This is a genomic window from Micromonospora sp. DT229, assembly GCF_049844505.1.
GTDB lineage: Bacteria > Actinomycetota > Actinomycetes > Mycobacteriales > Micromonosporaceae > Micromonospora.
In genome coordinates this window covers 367,635-385,912 of record NZ_JBNCLD010000003.1, presented here as the reverse complement: position 1 = coordinate 385,912, position 18,278 = coordinate 367,635, and the positions used below count along the sequence as shown (strand labels likewise).

At 72.1% G+C, this 18,278-nt stretch carries 17 protein-coding genes; 10 read left to right on the top strand and 7 right to left on the bottom strand.

Going from position 1 to position 18,278, the window contains the following annotated elements:
* Window positions 1-2 precede the first annotated feature (2 nt).
* A complete protein-coding gene (locus ACLQ2T_RS07260; RefSeq protein WP_425765191.1) occupies window positions 3-581 on the bottom strand; it encodes an HhH-GPD-type base excision DNA repair protein in 579 nt (192 codons plus the stop codon).
* Between the two features lie 203 nt (window positions 582-784).
* Between ACLQ2T_RS07260 and ACLQ2T_RS07255 the strand changes: the two genes are divergently transcribed.
* From ACLQ2T_RS07255 to ACLQ2T_RS07245, 3 genes are all read left to right on the top strand, one after another.
* Window positions 785-1,843 carry an iron ABC transporter substrate-binding protein gene (locus tag ACLQ2T_RS07255; protein ID WP_425765244.1) on the top strand — a complete coding sequence of 353 codons (1,059 nt, stop codon included), beginning with the start codon at window positions 785-787 and terminating at the stop codon, window positions 1,841-1,843.
* 65 nt (window positions 1,844-1,908) lie between these two features.
* Complete coding sequence (locus ACLQ2T_RS07250; protein WP_425765190.1) at window positions 1,909-3,444, top strand: ABC transporter permease; 1,536 nt, start codon at window positions 1,909-1,911, stop codon at window positions 3,442-3,444.
* A 34-nt stretch (window positions 3,445-3,478) separates the two neighbouring features.
* Window positions 3,479-4,552 (top strand): ABC transporter ATP-binding protein, encoded by a 1,074-nt coding sequence (locus ACLQ2T_RS07245; RefSeq protein WP_425765189.1) that lies wholly within the window; start codon window positions 3,479-3,481, stop codon window positions 4,550-4,552.
* Between the two features lie 47 nt (window positions 4,553-4,599).
* On the opposite strand, the gene ACLQ2T_RS07240 is transcribed toward ACLQ2T_RS07245, so the two are convergent.
* A complete protein-coding gene (locus ACLQ2T_RS07240; protein ID WP_425765188.1) occupies window positions 4,600-5,820 on the bottom strand; it encodes a S8 family peptidase in 1,221 nt (406 codons plus the stop codon).
* A gap of 178 nt (window positions 5,821-5,998) precedes the next feature.
* Here ACLQ2T_RS07240 and ACLQ2T_RS07235 point away from each other — a divergent pair, with 178 nt between their 5' ends.
* Window positions 5,999-7,483: a DUF7059 domain-containing protein gene (locus ACLQ2T_RS07235; protein WP_425765187.1), complete on the top strand. Its 1,485-nt coding sequence runs from the start codon at window positions 5,999-6,001 to the stop codon at window positions 7,481-7,483.
* Window positions 7,483-7,905: a D-aminoacyl-tRNA deacylase gene (gene dtd / locus ACLQ2T_RS07230; protein WP_425765186.1), complete on the top strand. Its 423-nt coding sequence runs from the start codon at window positions 7,483-7,485 to the stop codon at window positions 7,903-7,905. Before ACLQ2T_RS07235 ends, dtd begins: the two co-directional genes overlap by 1 nt.
* 44 nt (window positions 7,906-7,949) lie before the next feature.
* On the opposite strand, the gene ACLQ2T_RS07225 is transcribed toward dtd, so the two are convergent.
* Window positions 7,950-8,738 (bottom strand): sporulation protein, encoded by a 789-nt coding sequence (locus tag ACLQ2T_RS07225; RefSeq protein ID WP_425765243.1) that lies wholly within the window; start codon window positions 8,736-8,738, stop codon window positions 7,950-7,952.
* A 237-nt stretch (window positions 8,739-8,975) separates the two neighbouring features.
* Here ACLQ2T_RS07225 and sigB point away from each other — a divergent pair, with 237 nt between their 5' ends.
* Entirely contained in the window at window positions 8,976-9,980 is a 1,005-nt protein-coding gene (sigB, locus tag ACLQ2T_RS07220; protein ID WP_425765185.1) for an RNA polymerase sigma factor SigB, read from the top strand.
* A gap of 294 nt (window positions 9,981-10,274) precedes the next feature.
* Entirely contained in the window at window positions 10,275-10,682 is a 408-nt protein-coding gene (locus ACLQ2T_RS07215) for a VOC family protein (RefSeq protein WP_425765184.1), read from the top strand.
* Between the two features lie 38 nt (window positions 10,683-10,720).
* On the opposite strand, the gene ACLQ2T_RS07210 is transcribed toward ACLQ2T_RS07215, so the two are convergent.
* Genes ACLQ2T_RS07210 through ACLQ2T_RS07200 form a run of 3 tightly spaced genes read right to left on the bottom strand, consistent with a single transcriptional unit; the run spans window position 10,721 to window position 15,392 of the window.
* On the bottom strand, window positions 10,721-13,276 hold the full coding sequence (locus ACLQ2T_RS07210) for a GNAT family N-acetyltransferase (protein ID WP_425765183.1): 2,556 nt from the start codon (window positions 13,274-13,276) through the stop codon (window positions 10,721-10,723).
* A gap of 25 nt (window positions 13,277-13,301) precedes the next feature.
* Entirely contained in the window at window positions 13,302-14,483 is a 1,182-nt protein-coding gene (locus tag ACLQ2T_RS07205) for an acetoin utilization protein AcuC (protein ID WP_425765182.1), read from the bottom strand.
* Window positions 14,484-14,534: 51 nt separating this feature from the next.
* Window positions 14,535-15,392 carry a sulfurtransferase gene (locus ACLQ2T_RS07200; protein WP_425765181.1) on the bottom strand — a complete coding sequence of 286 codons (858 nt, stop codon included), beginning with the start codon at window positions 15,390-15,392 and terminating at the stop codon, window positions 14,535-14,537.
* A gap of 100 nt (window positions 15,393-15,492) precedes the next feature.
* On the opposite strand from ACLQ2T_RS07200, the gene ACLQ2T_RS07195 reads away from it, so the two are divergent.
* Window positions 15,493-16,182, top strand: coding sequence for a metal-dependent transcriptional regulator (locus ACLQ2T_RS07195; RefSeq protein ID WP_425765180.1), 690 nt, complete (start codon window positions 15,493-15,495; stop codon window positions 16,180-16,182).
* An 8-nt stretch (window positions 16,183-16,190) separates the two neighbouring features.
* Here the strand turns inward: ACLQ2T_RS07195 and ACLQ2T_RS07190 are convergent, their stop codons facing one another.
* A complete protein-coding gene (locus tag ACLQ2T_RS07190) occupies window positions 16,191-16,430 on the bottom strand; it encodes a DUF5522 domain-containing protein (RefSeq protein ID WP_425765179.1) in 240 nt (79 codons plus the stop codon).
* 163 nt (window positions 16,431-16,593) lie between these two features.
* Between ACLQ2T_RS07190 and ACLQ2T_RS07185 the strand changes: the two genes are divergently transcribed.
* On the top strand, window positions 16,594-16,935 hold the full coding sequence (locus ACLQ2T_RS07185; protein ID WP_425765178.1) for a YciI family protein: 342 nt from the start codon (window positions 16,594-16,596) through the stop codon (window positions 16,933-16,935).
* Between the two features lie 125 nt (window positions 16,936-17,060).
* Complete coding sequence (locus ACLQ2T_RS07180; protein ID WP_425765242.1) at window positions 17,061-18,242, top strand: RNA polymerase sigma factor; 1,182 nt, start codon at window positions 17,061-17,063, stop codon at window positions 18,240-18,242.
* Window positions 18,243-18,278 lie beyond the last annotated feature (36 nt).

Genomic DNA, 18,278 nt, shown 5'->3' with positions numbered 1-18,278 from the left:
AGCTACCCGGCGGCCTTCGCCTTCGCCGCCGCCTTCATCTGCTGCTTGTACTCACGGACCAGCCGCAGTGACTCCGCGTCGGTGACATCGGCCACGGAGCGGTAGGCGTCCGGGTCGCCGTAGTCGCCCGCCGCCTCCCGCCAGCCGGGCGGTTGCACCCCGAACCGCTTGCCGAGCAGGGCGAGGAAGATCTGCCCCTTCTGCCGACCGAAGCCGGGCAGGGCGGTGATCCGGGCGAGCAGTTGCGCCCCGTCCGGCACCTCGGCCCAGAGCCGGGCGGCGTCGCCGTCGTAGTGCTCGACCAGCGCCCGGCACACCTCCTGCACCCGGGCCGCCATTGCCTTGGGGAACCGGTGCAGGGCCGGCGGCTGGGCGAAGAGCGCCACCAGGGCCTCCGGGTCGTACCCGGCGATCTCCCGGGCGTCCAGGTCGTGGCCGAGTCGTTGAGTCAGCACGTACGGAGAAGAGAACGCCTTCTCCATCGACACCTGCTGGTCCAGCACCATGCCGACGAGCAGGGCCAGCGGATCGCGGGCCAGCAGCCGGTTCGCCTCCGGGTCAATGGGCAGTACGAGGGTCATGGCAGTCATGTTTCCCTACCGGCCCGGGCCACCGGCGCCGGATGACCGAGGCGCGCCGAACCCCGTCAGCAGGCCGACCTTCCCTCTCCTCAACCGGTGCAGCAAGCGACAGTATTCGGAACTGAGGTTAGGCTGTGCTAACTTCGGCGTCGGCCGTTTCGCTCAGCGGGCGGCTGCTCAACCAACCGGAGAAGGGGTTCACCGTGCCTGCCACCCGCCGCATCGCGAGTGCGTTGCTTGCCGCCAGCCTGCTCACCGTGGGCCTGGCCGCCTGCGGATCGGGCGAGGAGGACACGACGAACGGCTCCGGCCAGTCGACCGACAAGCAGATCACGGTTTACAGCGGCCGCAACGAGCAACTGATCAAGCCGCTGCTGGACAAGTTCACCGAGCAGACCGGCATCGCCGTCAACGCCCGCTTCGCGAACACCGCGCAGCTTGCGGCCCAACTGGTCGAGGAGGGCGACAAGTCCCCGGCGGACGTCTTCCTCGCTCAGGACGCCGGGGCCCTCGGCACGGTCGCCAAGCAGGGCATGTTCAACACCCTGCCGGAGGCCACCACGGCCAAGGTGCCGGCGACCTACCGTGCCGGCAACGGCCAGTGGGTCGGCGTGAGCGCCCGCGCCCGGGTGCTGGCGTACAACCCGGACCTGGTGTCGGCCGACCAGTTGCCCGCCTCGGTGTTCGACCTCACCGGGCCGGCCTGGAAGGGCAAGGTCGGCGTGGCACCGACCAACGCGTCGTTCCAGGCGTTCGTCACCGCCATCCGGGTGCAGCACGACGACGCCAAGGCCGAGGAGTTCCTGCGTGGGCTCAAGGCCAACGACCCGCAGATCCGCGACGGCAACGGCAAGATCCTTGAGGACGTGCTCAACGGGGCCACCCCGGTCGGCCTGATCAACCACTACTACCTCGGCGAGGTCGCCAAGGAGCAGGGCACCACCCCGGACGCCCTCAAGGCCAAGCTGCACTTCTTCCCCGGCGGCGACACCGGCGCCCTGGTCAACGTCGCCGGTGTGGGGGTGCTCAAGCGCGCGGCCGACAACCCGGACGTGCAGAAGTTCGTGGACTTCCTGCTCGGCACCGAAGCCCAGACCTACTTCGCCGAGCAGACCCACGAGTACCCGGTGATCGACGGCGTGCCCGGCCCGGCGTTCGTGCCCGCGCTGGCCGACCTGGCGGTGCCGCAGATCGACCTGAACGACCTGGACACCCTGGACGCCACCGTCGCCATGATCAAGAACTCGGGGCTGGTCCCCTGACCGCTCCGCCGACCGTCACAGGGCCGTCCCACACCGGGTCGGCCCTGTCCGGCGTATCCGGACAGGTGCGGCGGATGGTCCCCCGGCCCACCCTGCTGGCGGCCTCGACCGCCGCGGTGGCCGTCGCCCTGATCCCGCTGGCCTACCTGGCGGTCCGCACCGCCGAGGCGGGCTGGGACCGGATCGCCGCGGAGTTGTGGACCGAACGGGTGGGCCTGCTCGCCCTGCGCAGCATCGGCCTGGCGGCCGTGGTCACCACGGCCTGTGTGCTGCTCGGCGTGGGTACGGCATTCCTGGTCACCCGCACCGACCTGCCCGGTCGTCGGGTCTTCGCCGTGCTGGCGGCCCTGCCGCTGGCCGTACCGACTTACATCGCCGCCTTCGCCTGGGTCTCCGCGCTGCCCCGGCTGGAGGGCTTCTGGCCGGCCGCCCTGGTGCTCACCCTCTGCTCCTACCCCTACGTACTGCTGCCGGTCGCGGCCGCGTTGCGGGGGGCCGACCCGGCCCAGGAGGAGGTGTCCCGGTCGCTGGGGCGCAGCGGCTGGCAGACCTTCACCGCGGTCACCCTGCGGCAGATCCGTCCGGCCACCGCGGCCGGCGCCCTGCTGGTCGCGCTCTACGTGCTCTCCGACTTCGGCGCCGTGTCCATCCTGCGCGCGGACACCTTCACCCGGGCCATCTTCGTCGCCTTCGACCTGGGCTTCGACCGGACCGGAGCGCTGGTGCTCTCCAGCGTGCTGGTGGCGCTCACGGTGCTGCTGCTGGCCGGTGAGACCGCCACCCGTCGTCGGGGTGCCCGGTACGCCCGGCTCGGCGGCGCCCGCCGGCCGGCATCCCGGCTGTCGCTGGGCCCGGCCCGCTGGCCGGTCATGGCGGTGCTCGTCGGGGTGGCCGGGCTGGCGCTGGGCGTACCGGCGGTCAGCCTCGGGCGGCGGTTGGCCGCCGGGGTGTCCCGCCCCGGCGCCCTGCCCGAGGTGCTCGCCGCCGCCGGGAACTCACTGACGGTCTCCCTGGCCGGGGCGGCACTGACCATGCTGCTGGCGCTGCCCCTGGGGTTGCTCACCGCGCGGGCACCCGGCCCGCTGACCAGCCTGCTGGACCGGCTGGCCTACCTGGCCCACGCCCTTCCCGGGGTGGTGATCGGGCTCTCCCTGATCTTCTTCGGGATCAATGTGGCCTTCCCGCTCTACCAGACCCGGTGGCTGCTGGCTCTCGCGTACGCCACCCTGTTCCTGCCCTTGGCGGTCGGTGCGGTGGCCGGCGCGGCCGCCCAGTCCCCCGCCGGGCTGGAGGAGGTGGCCCGGTCCCTGGGCCGGGGGCCGTGGACGGTGCTGCGGACGGTCACCCTGCCCCTGACCCTGCCCGGTATCGGCGCGGGGGCCGCGCTGGTCTTCCTCACCGGCATGAAGGAACTGCCCGCCACCCTGCTGCTGCGGCCCACCGGGATGGACACCCTGGCCACCGAGTTGTGGACCAGCACCGCGGTCGGCGCCTACGCCGCCGCGGCACCCTACGCGGCACTGCTGGTGGCGATCTCCGCCCTGCCCACCTGGTGGCTGGTCGCCCGCAGCGGCCTGCTCGACAAGGAGGAGCGGGCATGAGCCGAACGATTCATCAACTCAGTGGAGGACCGGCATGAGCGAGGTCGTGCTCAGCGGGGTGGTCAAGCGGTACGGGCGGGTCACCGCGCTGGCCGGGGTGGACGTCAGCGTGCCCTCCGGTCAGTTGACCGCCGTACTCGGTCCCTCCGGATGCGGAAAGACCACCCTGCTGCGCAGCCTGGCCGGCTTCGAGCGGATCGACGCCGGGGAGATCCGGATCGACGGCAACCGGGTGGCCGGCGGTGGGCGGCACCTGCCGGCGCACCGACGCCACATCGCGGTGGTGCCCCAGGAAGGTGCCCTCTTCCCGCACCTGAGTGTCGCCGACAACGTCGGCTACGGCCTGGACCGCGCGGCCCGCCGATCCGACCGGGTCGAGGAGGTGCTGACCCTGGTCGGGCTGGCCGGGTACGGCTCCCGGATGCCGCATCAGCTCTCCGGCGGGCAGCAGCAGCGGGTGGCGGTGGCCCGGGCGCTGGCCCCCCGCCCCTCGGTGGTGCTGCTGGACGAGCCGTTCAGCGCCCTCGACGCGGGTCTGCGGGCGGGACTGCGGCACGACGTACGCGAGGCGTTGCGGGCCGACGGTGCGACCGGTGTGCTGGTCACCCACGACCAGGGCGAGGCCCTGTCGGTGGCCGACAAGGTGGTGGTGCTCCGCGACGGGCGGGTGGTCCAGGCTGATGCCCCGGCGACGATCTACCGGGAGCCGGTCGACGCCTGGGTGGCCGGGTTCGTCGGCGACGCGGTGCTGCTGCCGGCGGTCGTCGAGCGGGGAACCGCACGGACCGCCCTGGGGGCGCTGCCGGTCACCGGGACGGTGACCGAGGGTCCGGTGACCGTGCTGGTCCGCCCGGAGCAGATTCGCCTGGCCACCGGTCAGGCCGGAATCAGCGCCAGCGTTCTGCGGCACGACTTCCACGGACATGACGCGTTGATCGGGCTCCGGTTGGACGACGGCACCCGGATCACCGCCCGGATTCTCGACGGCGGTCCGCCCTGCCCGGTGGGTGATCGGGTCACGGTGCAGGTCGACGGCCCGGCCCGGGTCTTCCCGACCCAGGCCGGACCCGACTCGGCCACCTCCGTGCTGGTCGGCCTGGCGGCATGAGGCGGCCCGGCGGATCGGTGATCCGCCGGGCCGGTCTCAGGTGAGGGTCAGTTGACCACGTACAGCAGGCGGTTCGGGGAGCCGCTGCCCGGGCTGGTCACCACGCCGGTGGTGGCGTTGTTGACCAGGTAGGTCTTGACCTGGGCCGGGGTCCAGGAGGGGTTGGCCGACAGGACGAGGGCGGCGGCGCCGGCCACGTGCGGCGCGGCCATCGAGGTGCCGCTCAGGGTGCTGGTGGCGGTGTTGCTGGTGTGGTACGCCGACAGCACGCTGGAGCCCGGGGCGAAGATGTGCACGCAGGAGCCGTAGTTGGAGAAGGACGACCGGGCGTCCGTGTTGGTCGTCGAGCCGACCGTGATCGCGGTAGAGGTACGGGCCGGCGAGGAGTTGCAGGCGTTGGCGTTCGAGTTACCGGCCGCCACGGCGTAGCTGATGCCGGCGCGGATCGAGTTGGCCACCGCGTTGTCGAGGGTCGTGCTGACCCCGCCGCCGAGGCTCATGTTGGCCACGGCCGGCTTCACCGCGTTGGCGGTCACCCAGTTCACGCCGTTGATCACGCCGGTGGTGGTGCCGCTGCCGGAGCAGTTGAGCACCTTGACCGCGATCAGGCGGACCCCCTTGGCGACACCGTAGGTCGAGCCGCCGACCGTGCCGGCGACGTGGGTGCCGTGGCCGTTGCAGTCGGTGTTGTTGCTGTCCACCGTGTTGGTGCCCCAGGTGGCGCGGCCGCCGAACTGACCGTGGGTGGTCCGGATGCCGGTGTCGATGATGTACGCCCGCACGTTGGTGGCCGTGTTCGGGTAGGTGAAGGTGCCGCTCAGCGGACGGTTGCGCTGGTCGATGCGGTCCAGGCCCCAGGTCGGGTTGGTCTGGGTGGCCGCGAGCGTGATCTTCTGGTCCTGCTCCACGTACTCCACTGCCGGGTTGGCGGCCAGCCGGGCGGCCTGGGCGGCGGTCATCTTGACCGAGAAGCCGGTCAGCGCGGCGCTGAACACGTCGGAGACATTGCCCCCGTACCGCTTGACCAGGGTGCTGGCCCGGTCCGGGACGGCGGCCCGGGCGGCCGACGAGCCGGCGGCGCCGACCGCGTCGGAGCGAAGGACGACAAGGTAGCTTCCGCTGATCGCGTTCGACGCGCCGGCACCGCGGATCTCGCCGGTGGGTGCGGCTACCGCAGCGGTGGTGGTGCCTGCGGAGACGGCCGCCGCGGTGGCGACGACGGCGAACGCCCGGATGAGGCTACGCCGCGCGGGGGACCCTGAGGACATCGTCTTGCCTCCCTTACCTGGGCAGCCGACCGGTTCCTGGCCGGACGACCCGCCCGTGGATTGAGTTGCAGGAGATGCTAGCGTCAGATCGATGGATATAACAGAGATGTGCATCGATTGACTTCGGATGTCACGGGTGCTAGCAGTAGAGGGCGGTGCGACCAGGCAGGATGACAGGGTGGACGGACACGACATGCTGCTCTCCCCCGCCGGTGTCGACGCGCTGCGGACCGCGCTGACCAACGCCGGCTTCACCGCCAACGGCATCGCCACCCGGCTCGGCTCGGCGGCGACCGGCGGGGTGGCCCGCAACGACTTCCGGGCCGCCCTGCGCGCCACCACCGACCGGGATCCCCTGGCCACCCTGATCCGGGTGTTCATCTGCGAGCAGACCGAGCCGGAGGCCGCCGTGGCGGCGGCCCTCGCCCCTTTGTCGATCGCCGAGGCACTGGAGGCCGGGCTGGTCGAACGGCACGGCGAGGGCCTGCGGATGGGTCTGGACCTGGAACCGTACGACGACGACTGGTGGGTGCTGGCGGACGTGCCGGCCAGCGCCCGCCCCGGCCGCCCCCTGCACGCCGAGCACGTCCTCGGCATCGGTGGGGCCACCCAGACCATGATCGGCGCCGCCGTCCGACGGCCGGTGGAGACCGCCCTGGACCTGGGCACCGGTTCCGGGGTGCAGGCCCTGCACCTGAGCACCCACGCGCGGCGGGTCACCGCCACGGACGTCTCCCGGCGGGCCCTGCGCTTCGCCGCCACCACCGCGGCCCTCAACGGTCAGGACTGGGAGCTGCTGCGCGGCGACATGGTGGCACCAGTGGCCGGGCGCCGCTTCGACCTGGTGGTGAGCAATCCGCCCTTCGTGGTCGGACCGGGCACCACCACCCATGTGTACCGCGACTCCGGCCGGGTCGGCGACGCCATCGGCGCCGAGCTGGCCGCAGCCGCGCCGCGCCTGCTCACCGAGGGCGGCACCATGCAGTACCTCGCCAACTGGGTGCACGTGACCGGCGAGGACTGGGCAGAGCGGGTGACCGGCTGGTTCGCCGACACCGGACTGGACGCCTGGGTCATCCAGCGCGAGGTGGCCGACCCGATGGCGTACGTCAACCTGTGGCTCACCGACGTCGGTGAAGTCGCCGATCCCCAGCGGATGGCCGACTGGCTGGACTGGTTCGACGCGCACAAGGTGGAGGCGATCGGCTTCGGCATCGTCTCGCTGCGTCGAAGTGGGCACGACGACCCGGTGCTGCGGGTCGAGGATCTGCGCCAACGGGTGCAGTCGCCCCTGGGTGAGCGCATCGCCACCTGGTTCGATCGGCAGGACTGGCTGCGGGCGCAGGGCACCGAGGGCCTGCTGGCCGCCCGCTACCGTGCCGCCGAGGGGCTGCGGCTGCACCAGGAGGCCACCATGGGCGAGGACGGCTGGGGGGTGGATCGTCAGGTCCTGGCCATGCCGCACGGGTTGCGCTGGAACGAGGAGATCGACCCGCTGGTGCTGGCCCTGGTCGGCGGGGCCGACGGGCGGCTGCCGCTGCGGGACCAGCTCGCCCTGCTCGCCGTGGCGCACGACGTCGCCGTCGAGGAGTTGGCCGAGGCCGCCGGTCCGATCGTGGCGCACCTGGTGGAGCGGGGCTTCATCGAGCCGGTGGGGTCCTAGTGCGCGCGGTGGTGCAGACCGTCGGACGGGCCAGCGTCACGGTCGACGGCGAGGTGGTCGGTGCGATCACCGACGGGCTGCTGGTGCTGCTCGGGGTGACCCACACCGACACCGTCGAGACCGCCCGGACGATGGCCCGCAAGGTGCACGAGCTGCGGATCCTCGACGAGGAACGCTCCGCCGCCGAGGTCGCCGCGCCGATCCTGGTGGTCAGCCAGTTCACCCTGTACGGCGACGCCCGCAAGGGTCGCCGCCCCTCCTGGACGGCCGCGGCCCCGGCCGAGGTGGCCGAGCCCCTGGTCGAGGCGGTCGTCGAGGCGCTGCGTCAGCGTGGTGCCCAGGTCCACACCGGTCGCTTCCGGGCGCACATGCTGGTGGAGAGCGTCAACGTCGGCCCCCGCACCATCCTGCTCGACCTCTGACGAGCGCGCCGCCCTCACCTGCGCGGTGAGGGCGGCCCGGGAGGTCAGCCGAAGAGTCCTCGGCGTTGCAGGGACTGCCGCAGCCAGCCGTCGAGTCGGGCGGCCCAGTCGGTCTGGTCCAGGGTCGCGTGGTCCATGGTGAACCGGCCGAAGACGTCCCTACCCTCGGTGAACAGCCCGCCGCGCTTGTCCAGCTCCAACACCACCTGCACCTGTCGGGGGTCGGCGATGAAGGTGACCTCCAGTTGGTTCATCGCGCCGGCGTACTGCGGGGCCGGATAGAACTCGATCTCCTGGTAGAACGGCAGGGTCTGGTGCACACCGTAGATGTGCCCCCGTTCCAGGTCGGCTCGGGCGAACCGGAAACCCAACCGCAGCAACGCCTCCAGCAGCCGCTCCTGGGCCGGCAGGGGGTGCACCGCCACCGCGTCCAGGTCACTGGAGTCGACCGCCCGGGCCACCTCCAGTTCCGTACGCAGTCCCATGGTCATTCCGGCCAGGTGCCGTCCGTACAGTTCGGTAACCGGGGTCTCCCAGGGCACCTCGAAGCGGAACGGGATGTCGTGCCGCTGTCCGGCTTCCAGCCGGAAGGCCCCGGTGACGTGTTGCCGGTGGAACTCCTGGTTGGTCGAGTACTCGCTGTCGCCGCTCTCCACCTCGACCCGGGTCAGCAACCCCAGCGCCACGTAGGAGATGTCCACCGTGTGCTCTCCGCCGTTGACCGTGATGGTGCCCTCCAGTTGGCCTCCCGGCCGACAGTTCGGATTCGCCAACACCGTCTGCACCGAGGGGCCACCGACTCCCATCGCCTGCATGAGTCGCTTGAAGACCACCATTGCCTCCGTCACTCGACCGTCTCTGTCCCACCTCGGCAGACCACCTCGTCGGCCCGGCCGCAGGCACGGTAACCGGAGTCGGCAACCCGAACCCGGCGAATCAACCGAATCGACCGATGTGGTGCTGTCGGGTTCTCGATCGCCTCACTCCCGTTTTACGCCCCGACCGCCAAGCTGTGTGTCACCGGCAGAACTGGCCGCGCAACATCGCACGGACGAAACGGGGAGACGGAGATGGGTCTGCAGATGATGGAGCACCAGACGCGCGTCGGCATCGAGGCCGAGCCCGGCATCGACACCCTGACCGACCTGGACGCCACCGACGAGCGCGGCGTCTCCACCGACCTGGTCCGCGCCTACCTCAACGGCATCGGCCGTACGAAGCTGCTCACCGCCGCTCAGGAGGTCGACCTGGCGAAGCGGATCGAGGCCGGGCTCTTCGCCGAGGAGAAGCTGAGCACCTGCACTCCGGTCTCCGCCGAGCTGCGCGCCGACCTGACGGTGATCGTGCAGGAGGGTCAGGCCGCGAAGAACCACCTGCTGGAGGCCAACCTGCGCCTGGTGGTCAGCATCGCGAAGCGGTACACCGGTCGCGGCATGGCCTTCCTCGACCTCATCCAGGAAGGCAACCTCGGCCTCATCCGCGCCGTCGAGAAGTTCGACTACACCAAGGGCTACAAGTTCTCCACCTACGCCACCTGGTGGATCCGACAGGCCATCACCCGCGCCATGGCCGACCAGGCCCGCACCATCCGCATCCCGGTCCACATGGTCGAGCAGGTCAACCGGATGGTCCGGGCCCGCCGCGAGCTGTCGGTGTCGCTGGGCCGCGAACCTACCGTCGCCGAGATCGCCCGGGCCCTCGACGTGCCCGAGTTCCAGGTGATCGAGCTGATCTCGTACGACCGGGAGCCGGTGAGTCTGGACCAGACCGTCGGCGAGGACGGCGAGAGTGCTCTGGGTGACTTCGTCGCCGCCGCCGACCCCATGGTCGCCGACGAAGCCGTGCAGGGGGAGTTGCGCAACGAGGTGAGCATCGTGCTGGCCACCCTGTCCCAGCGCGAGCAGGCCGTGATCCGCCTGCGGTTCGGGCTGGACGACGGCCGCCAGCGCACCCTGGACGAGGTCGGCCGGGAGTTCGGCCTGTCCCGCGAGCGCATCCGGCAGATCGAGAAGGTGACGCTGCTCAAGTTGCGGGCCCCGGAGCGGGCCCAGCGACTGGAGGCGTACGCCTGCTGAGCGGGTGAGGTGAACTGCTGCGATGTCGGCCCCGGTGGTTTCGCCGGGGCCGACATCGTCGTGTCGGCTTGACCCCGCCCCACCGGCTGATCTACACTGAACTGTTCGACGATCAGTCGTACCCCGGCGAGACAGTGGTCGACCACGAATTCACCGAACTGGCCGGCGCACCACGCTGCGCTTCGCCACCCCCTCGGGCGGGCCACGGCACTGCGCTACCCGATGACCCGCGGGCGTCACCGAGAGCTACATCCGACTCGCCGGACTGCTGGCGACAACACCAGGAGTGAAGCTGTGAACTGGACACTGGAAGTGGTCGTCGTACCGGTCTCGGACCTCGACCGGGCCAAGGCGTTCTACGCCGACCAACTCGGTTTCACGGTCGACCACGACACCGTGGTCAACGACGACATCCGGCTGGTGCAGTTGACCCCGCCGGGCTCCGGCTGCTCGATCGTGATCGGCAAGGGCGCGGTGCCGCAGATGCCGCCGGGGTCGCTGAAGGGGCTCCAGCTCGTCGTACCGGACCTGCACAAGGCGCGGGCCCAACTACTCGAACGCGGCGTCCAGGTCAGCGAGATCCAGGTGCTGGGCGAGAACCCCAGGCCGGTACCGGACCCGCTGGACAACGTCGGCTTCATCCACTTCGCGGACCCGGACGGCAATGCCTGGGCGGTACAGCAGATCTCCAGCCGGGCCTGACCGATCCGACACCCGGTCGGATGCCGCGCGTCGACGCTTCACAGACGACGGGGGCCAGTGTCGGGGCGGGCTACCGCGGAGCCCACCCCGACACCGGCGTGCAGCACCGACAGGCCGTCCGGCCGGGCCAGCACCGGGTTGAGGGTCAGGGAGCGGACCCGGGGCTGTTCGTCGGCCAGCCGTCCGACCCGCAACAGCAGGTCGATCAGGGCCGACCGGTCCACCGGAGCGGCTCCCCGGTGCCCGTGCAGCAGTGGTGCCGCGCGCGGCGCGTCCACCAGCTCGGCGGCGTCCCGGTCGGTCAGCGGAACGGCCCGCCAGGCCCGGTCGCCGAGCAACTCGGTGGCGACCCCACCCAGCCCGAATCCGACCACCGGACCGAACGCCAGATCCTCCACCACCTCGACCACACAGGCCACCCCGGGCGGGACCATCGGTTGCACCAGCACCTGGGTGCCGAAGGTCGTCGCCAGTTCCGCGTAGGTGCGGCGTACGGTGGCGGCGTCGGCCAGGTCCAGCCGGACCGCGCCGAGGTCGAGGCGGTGCCGCAGGCCAGCGGCGGCGGCCTTCAGGGCCACCGGGAAGCCGAGCCGGGTCGCCGCCTCGACCGCCTCCTCGGCCGAACCGGCCGGCACGGACTCGACCACCTCGATGCCGTACGCGGCCAGCAGGGCCGCATTGTCGGCCCCGTCCCCTCGCAGCGCCGCCTGCACCGCCTGGGGGTCGATGTCGGGCAGTTCGGGCAGCACCCCGGGGGGTCGGCGCAGCCAGTCGGCGTACGCGGTGACCCGGGCGAGGGCGCGGACGGCCTCCTCCACACTCGGGTAGGCGGGCACTCCGGCCGGTGTCCGGCCGACCAGGAAGGTCGCCACCGCAGGCTTGTCGGCCGTCAACGCCACCGGCAGGGCGGCCGCGAAGTCCGCCTCCGTGCCGGTCAGCTGGCCGGGCAGGGGCGGGGCGAAGAGGGCCACCAGGGCGTCGACGTTCTCGTCCTGCGCAGCGGCGGCCAGCGCCTCGGCGAAGTCGAAGGCGCTGGCCCGTGGCCCGACGTCCCGGGGGTACCCCACCGCGACGGTCAGCCCGGCGGACGTGCAGGCGGTGGCCGCCAGCCCGGTCAACGCCGAGGAGTTGCCGACGATGCCCACCCGGTCACCGGCCGGCAGCGGCTGGTTGGCCAGCAGCACCCCGACGTCGAGCAACTCGGCCACGGTGTCCACCCGGATCACCCCGGACTGCGCGAACAGGGCGCTCACGGCCGCCTCGTCCGGGCCGACGGAGTCACCCACCCCGGGCGGGCGGGCCGGGGAGGCCAACGCCACCACCGGCTTGTCCCGGCCGATGCGCCGGGCCAGCCGGGCGAACTTGCGCGGGTTACCGAAGGTCTCCAGGTACAACATGATCACGTCGGTGGCCGGGTCGTCCTGCCAGTACTGCAACAGGTCGTTGCCGGACACGTCGGCCCGGTTACCGGCCGACACGAAGCTGGACAGGCCCAGGCCACGTCGATCCGCCTCGGCCAGCAGCGCCACCCCGAAGGCGCCGGACTGACTGAAGATGCCGACCCGACCGGGCACCGGCAGCCGGGGGGCCAGGGTGGTGTTGAGGCGTACCGTCGGGTCGGTGTTGGCCACCCCCAGGCAGTTCGGGCCGATCACCCGCATGCCCGCCGCGTGGGCCGCCCGGACCAGGGTCCGTTGGGCGGCCGCACCCTGCACCCCGGCCTCGGCGAAGCCGGCGGAGATGACCACCAGGCCGTGCACCCCGGCCTTGGCCGCGTCCGCGACCACCTCGGGCGCGGACTCCGGTGGTACGGCCACCACCGCCAGATCCACCGGCAGCCCCGCGTCGGCCGCCGAGCGGTACGCGGGCAGCCCGGCGACCCGGGTCGCGTTGGGATGCACCGGCACCACCGAGCCGGTGAAACCCCCGTCCCGCAGGTGCCCGAGCACGGCCGCGCCGACCCCCTGGCCGGTCGCGCTGGCCCCGTAGACGGCCACGCCACGCGGGGCAAGCAGCCGGGCGATGGAGCGGGCCTCGGTCCGCTGCTCCCGGCCGCGCTGCACCTCCAGGGTCGCCTCGGTGGGGGCGATCGGGAAGGTCAGGTGCACCACCCCGTCGGCGAACTGCTGTTGCACCTGGTAGCCGAAGTCGGCGAAGACCCGCAGCATGGCGCCGTTGGCCGGCAGCACCTCGGCGACGAAGTTGACGATGCCGGCCCGGCGGGCGGCGTCGGCCAGGTGTTCCAGCAGCACCGAGCCGATCCCCCGCCCCTGGTAGGCGTCCTCCACCACGAAGGCCACCTCGGCGTCGGGTGCGGCCGGGCCGAGCCGCTCGTAGCGGCCGACCGCGACGATCCGCTCGCCGGCCAGCACCACGAAGGCCTCCCGGTCGACATGGTCGACGTTGACGAACCGCTGGAGGTCCCGCTCGGGAATGCGGGGGTACGGCGAGAAGTAACGCAGGTAACGGGTGCGCTCGGAGAACCGGGCGTGCATGGCGACGATCGCCGGGGCGTCCGACGGTTGGATCGGTCGCAACTGGACCGTTCGGCCATCGCTGAGCAGGACGTCGATGGCATGTTCTGCTGTGGTCACCTCGGGCGGCCCTCCCCTGGCCGGCTCAGTCGCGCGGATCGTGCGGGTCGAGGCCGAGTAACGGGAAGACCGCCTTGCGGGTCGCCGCGATCGCCCGGTCCACCGGGTTCGGCTCGCCGGTGGGCTGCCACGGCTCGTACCCGGGATCGACGTCGTCGGTCATCCGCACCGGCACCTCCGTGCCGGGCCGACGCTGGGCGGCCAGGGCCCGCCAGGCCGGTGGGGTCAGGGTGGCCGGGTCCAGCGGCGCCCCGGTGGCCACCGCCAGCAGGTGGGTCCAGGCCCGGGGCACCACCTCCACCAGGGCGTACCCGCCGCCGCCGGTGGCCACCCAGCGTCCCTCGCACAGTTCGTCGGCGAGGGCCCGCAGGGCCAGGTAGGTGGCCCGCTGACCGTCGACGGACAGATGCAGGTCGGCCAGGGGATCGCTGCGGTGGGCATCCGCGCCGCACTGGGTGAACAGCAACTGGGGGCGGAACGCACGCAGTACCGACGGCACGATCGCGTGGAAGGCGCGCTGCCAACCGGCGTCGGAGACACCGGGCGGCAACGGGATGTTGACCGCGGTGCCCTCGGCACCCGGGCCGCCGGTCTCGTCGGGAAAGCCGGTGCCGGGGAACAGCGCCAACGGGGTCTCGTGCAGGCTGACGGTCAGCACCCGGGGGTCGTCCCAGAAGATCTGCTGCACCCCGTCGCCGTGATGAACATCGACATCGACGTACGCGATCCGCTGCGCGCCGAGGTCGAGCAGGCGGGCGATGGCCACCGCCGGGTCGTTGTAGACACAGAACCCGGCCGCCCGGGCGGCCATGGCGTGGTGCAGGCCGCCGGCCACGTTGACCGCCCGGCGGGCCTGCCCCCACCACACCGCCTCGGCGGCGGCCACGGAGGCACCCGCGATCAACGCGCTGGCCTCGTGCATCCGGTCGAAGACGGGGTTGTCCGAGGTGCCCAGACCGAAGCCGGAGAAGTACGGTTCGCGGGGGGCCATCCGGACCGCGTCCAGGTAACGCTGGTCGTGCACCCGGGTGAGCAGCGCCTCGTCGGCCGGCCACGGCCGGACCAGCCGTACCCCGGGCCGTTGCAGCACACCCAGTTCCCGGGCGAGTGCGATGGTCAACTCCACCCGTACCGGGTCAAGCGGGTGGTCACCGAGGTCGTAGGCGAGCAGGGACTCGTCCCACACCACCACCGTGTCTTCGGACATCTGACCATGGTCGCACGCAACCAGCCGGGCGTCAGGGGTCGGCTGGCGCGGTCAGGGGCCCGACGGAGGGGTGACCGCGACCGGCCGCTGCGGGTCGGCCACCCAGTTGCTCCAGGAGCCGACATAGAGCGCGGCGTCCGGTCGACCGGCCAGATGCAGCGCCAGCACGGCCTGCGCGGCCGTCACCCCGGAGCCGCAGTACGCCCCGACCGGCGCGCCGGGACTCACCCCGGCGGCGATGAACCGGTCGCGCAGGGCCGCAGCAGAGCCGAACCGTCCCTCGGTGACGTACTCCGGGGCGGGCAGGTTGACCGCACCGGGGACATGCCCGGCGACCGGATCGATCGGCTCATGCTCGCCCCGGTACCGGGGTGCGGCACGCACATCGAGCAGGACCCCCTCGTCGGCGGCGGCCAGCCGGGCGGCGCCCGCCGCGTCCAGCACCGGCAACGCGCCCGGCGTCAGGGTCACGTCCCCCGGTACCGGGTCCGGCTCGTCGGTGCTGACCGGCAGACCGGCCGCCGCCCAGGCCGGGAAGCCGCCGTGCAGGAGGCGTACCGGACGGTGTCCGGCCCACCGCAGGGTCCACCAGGCGCGGGCCGCGGCCATGCCGTCACCCCCGTCGTACACCACCACCGGGTGACCGGCCCGCACCCCGGCGGCCCGCAGCGCGGACTGCAATGCGGCCGGGTCGGGCAGGGGGTGGCGACCTTCCGGTCCCGGCGGGCCGCACAGGGCGGTGTCCAGGTCGACGAAGACCGCGGTCGGCAGATGTCCTGCCGCGTAGTCGGCCCGGCCCGGCGGACCGGTCAACCGCCAGCGGACGTCGAGCAGGGTGGGCGGGTCGGCTGCGGCGAGTTCGGCGGCGAGTTGCTCCGCCTCCACCAGAAGATCATCGGTAGCGGACATGTCGCTCAGTCAACACCATCGGTGAGCCCTGGCTGCGGTTCGGCGACAGTTGTCGAAGGTGCGGGAGGGTACCATCGATCATTGGAGGGCCGCTGACACCATGAAGTCTCACGACCTGGTCGATACGACCGAAATGTACCTGCGTACGATCCTCGAACTCGAGGAAGAGGGCGTACCGCCGCTGCGCGCCCGGATCGCCGAACGGTTGCGCCAGAGCGGCCCCACCGTCAGCCAGACCGTCGCCCGGATGGAGCGCGACGGCCTGCTCACCGTCGAGGGCGACCGCCACCTCAGCCTCACCCCGCTGGGCCGCAGCACCGCCGTCTCGGTGATGCGCAAGCACCGGCTCGCCGAACTGCTGCTGGTCAACATCATCGGGATGCCCTACGAGGAGGCCCACGAGGAGGCCTGCCGCTGGGAGCACGTGATGAGCGACGCGGTCGAGAAGCGGGTCTACGACCTGCTGAACCGGCCTACCAGGTCGCCGTACGGCAACCCCATCCCCGGGCTGGAGGATCTCGGCTCGCCGGGCGAGACCGAACCGGAGCCGGTCGAGGGCGAGCGGAACCTGGCCTTCCCGGGCCTGACCGGGCAGGTGGTCGTCCGGCGGATCTGCGAGAGCGTGCAGACCGACGCGGAGGTGCTCCGGCAGTTGCACGCCGCCGGGGTGGACCCGGGTGCCACCGTCACGGTGGCCCAGGAACGCGACGGGGTCTCCATCGACCGTTCCGGAGAGAGCATCCGGCTGCCCCGTGAGGTGGCCTCCCGGGTGTTCGTCGCCGCAGCCTGAGGCCTGCCTCAGGTCACGTACGGACAGTGCCGGCAGCCCCGGCCACAACAGGTGCCCCGCCGGGCCAGATAGCCGGCGGTGAGCACGAACAGGCCGGTGGCCGGGTCCAGGTACCCGGCCTCACCAGCGGCCAGGGCGGCGGCGTGGGCGGCCAGGATCCGCTTCCGCTCCGGATGCTCCGGCGACAGCCGGGACGGATGCGGTTCGGTCAGGGGCCGCCCCGCCAAGGGCCGTCGCTCTCCGCTCATCGCGGCAGTCTAGGCAGCCGTACCGGATGCGCTGCCTGGTGCGGCCGTGCCCTGTCGAGTTGAGCGCGTAGGCGGATCGGTGGAGATCTTTCCGCCCGGACCGGTTCACGCTGGCCTCCCGCGCCGGTTGCGCCGAGGATGAACAGCGATCCAAGGAGGACTCATGCCCGAATACGCAGTGCTGATCTACTCGCCGGCACCGGCCGACCCGATGGAGCTGACCCCCGACTACGTCGCGTTGCTCGAACAGTATCCGGCGAAGGTGACCGAGTTGGGCGGGCGGATCGTCACCGGCTTCGCGCTGCAACCGAGCACCACCGCCGCCGCGGTACGCGGGGACCTCGTCACCGACGGCCCGTTCATCGAGGCCAAGGAGGTCGTCGCCGGGTTCTACGTACTGGAGGCACCCGACCGGGAGGCGGCACTGGAGATCGCCAAGCTGAACCCGGCCACCATCCACGGCGGGGTGGAGGTCCGACCCCTGTTCATCGCCCCGACGGAGTGAACGAGGGCGCAGAGCCCGCCGTGTCCGACGGTGCCACGCCGTGCGATCCCACCGGCGCCACGCCGCACGATCTCAGCGGCACCGGTCAGGCGCTGGTCGACGCGCATCGCCGGGAGTGGGCCTTCGTGCTCGCCGCCACCGCCCGGGTCGCCGGTGACCTGGACCTGGCCGAGGAGTGCGTCCAGGAGGCGTACGTCGCGGCGCTGGGCTCCTGGACCAGGGACGGCGTACCGGACAAGCCCGGTGCCTGGCTGACCGCCATCGCCCGCCGCAGAGCCCTCGACGTACTGCGCCGGCGGCAGGTGTTCCGCACGAAGCTTCCGTTGCTCGTGGAGCCGGAGCCGGTCGAGCCGGACGCGCCCGACGAGGTAGCCGTACCGGACGACCGGCTACGCCTGGTCTTCACCTGCTGCCATCCGACCCTCCCCCGGGAGGCGCAGGTGGCCCTCACGCTGCGTCTGGTCTGCGGGGTCAGCACCCACGACATCGCCCGGGCGTTCCTGGTCTCCGAGTCGACGATGGCGGCCCGACTCACCCGGGCCAAGAAGAAGATCTCGGCGGCCCGGATCCCGTACCGGGTACCGGACACCGCCGAACTGCCCGAACGGCTGGACGCGGTGCTCACCGTCGTACACCTGCTCTTCACCACCGGGCACACCGCGCCGACCGGCGGTGACCTGGTCCGCGCCGACCTGGTGGACCGGGCGCTGCACCTGGCCCGGATGCTGCGGGAGCTGATGCCCCACGAGCCCGAGGTGGGCGGACTGCTCGCCCTGCTGTTGCTCACCGACGCCCGCCGGGCCACCCGCACCGACGATCAAGGTCGGCTGCTCCGACTGGAGGACCAGGACCGTTCCCGCTGGGACCGGACCGCCATCGGTACGGGTCATCGGCTGGTGGTCGAATCCCTGCGCACCGGACGGGCGGGCCGGTACGCCCTACAGGCCGCCATCGCCTCGCTGCACGCCCACGCGCCCAGCTACGCCGCGACCGACTGGCCGCAGATCCTCCGGCTCTACGACGCGCTGCTGACCCGCTGGCCGTCCCCGGTGGTCGCCCTGAACCGAGCCGTGGCGGTGTCCATGGTGCAAGGTCCGGAGTCGGCCCTGGCAGAGGTCGACACCCTGGCCCGCGACCCCCGTCTGGCCGGCTACCACTACCTACCGGCGATCCGCGCCGACCTGCTCCGCCGTCTGAACCGCCCGACCGAAGCCGCCGACGCCTACCGCGCCGCCCTGGCCCTGACCGACAACACCACCGAACGCACCCACCTGACCACCATGCTCACCACCCTCCCCCACCCCTGACCCCGCACCCCACCCTCGCCCCGCCGCGCCGCCGGC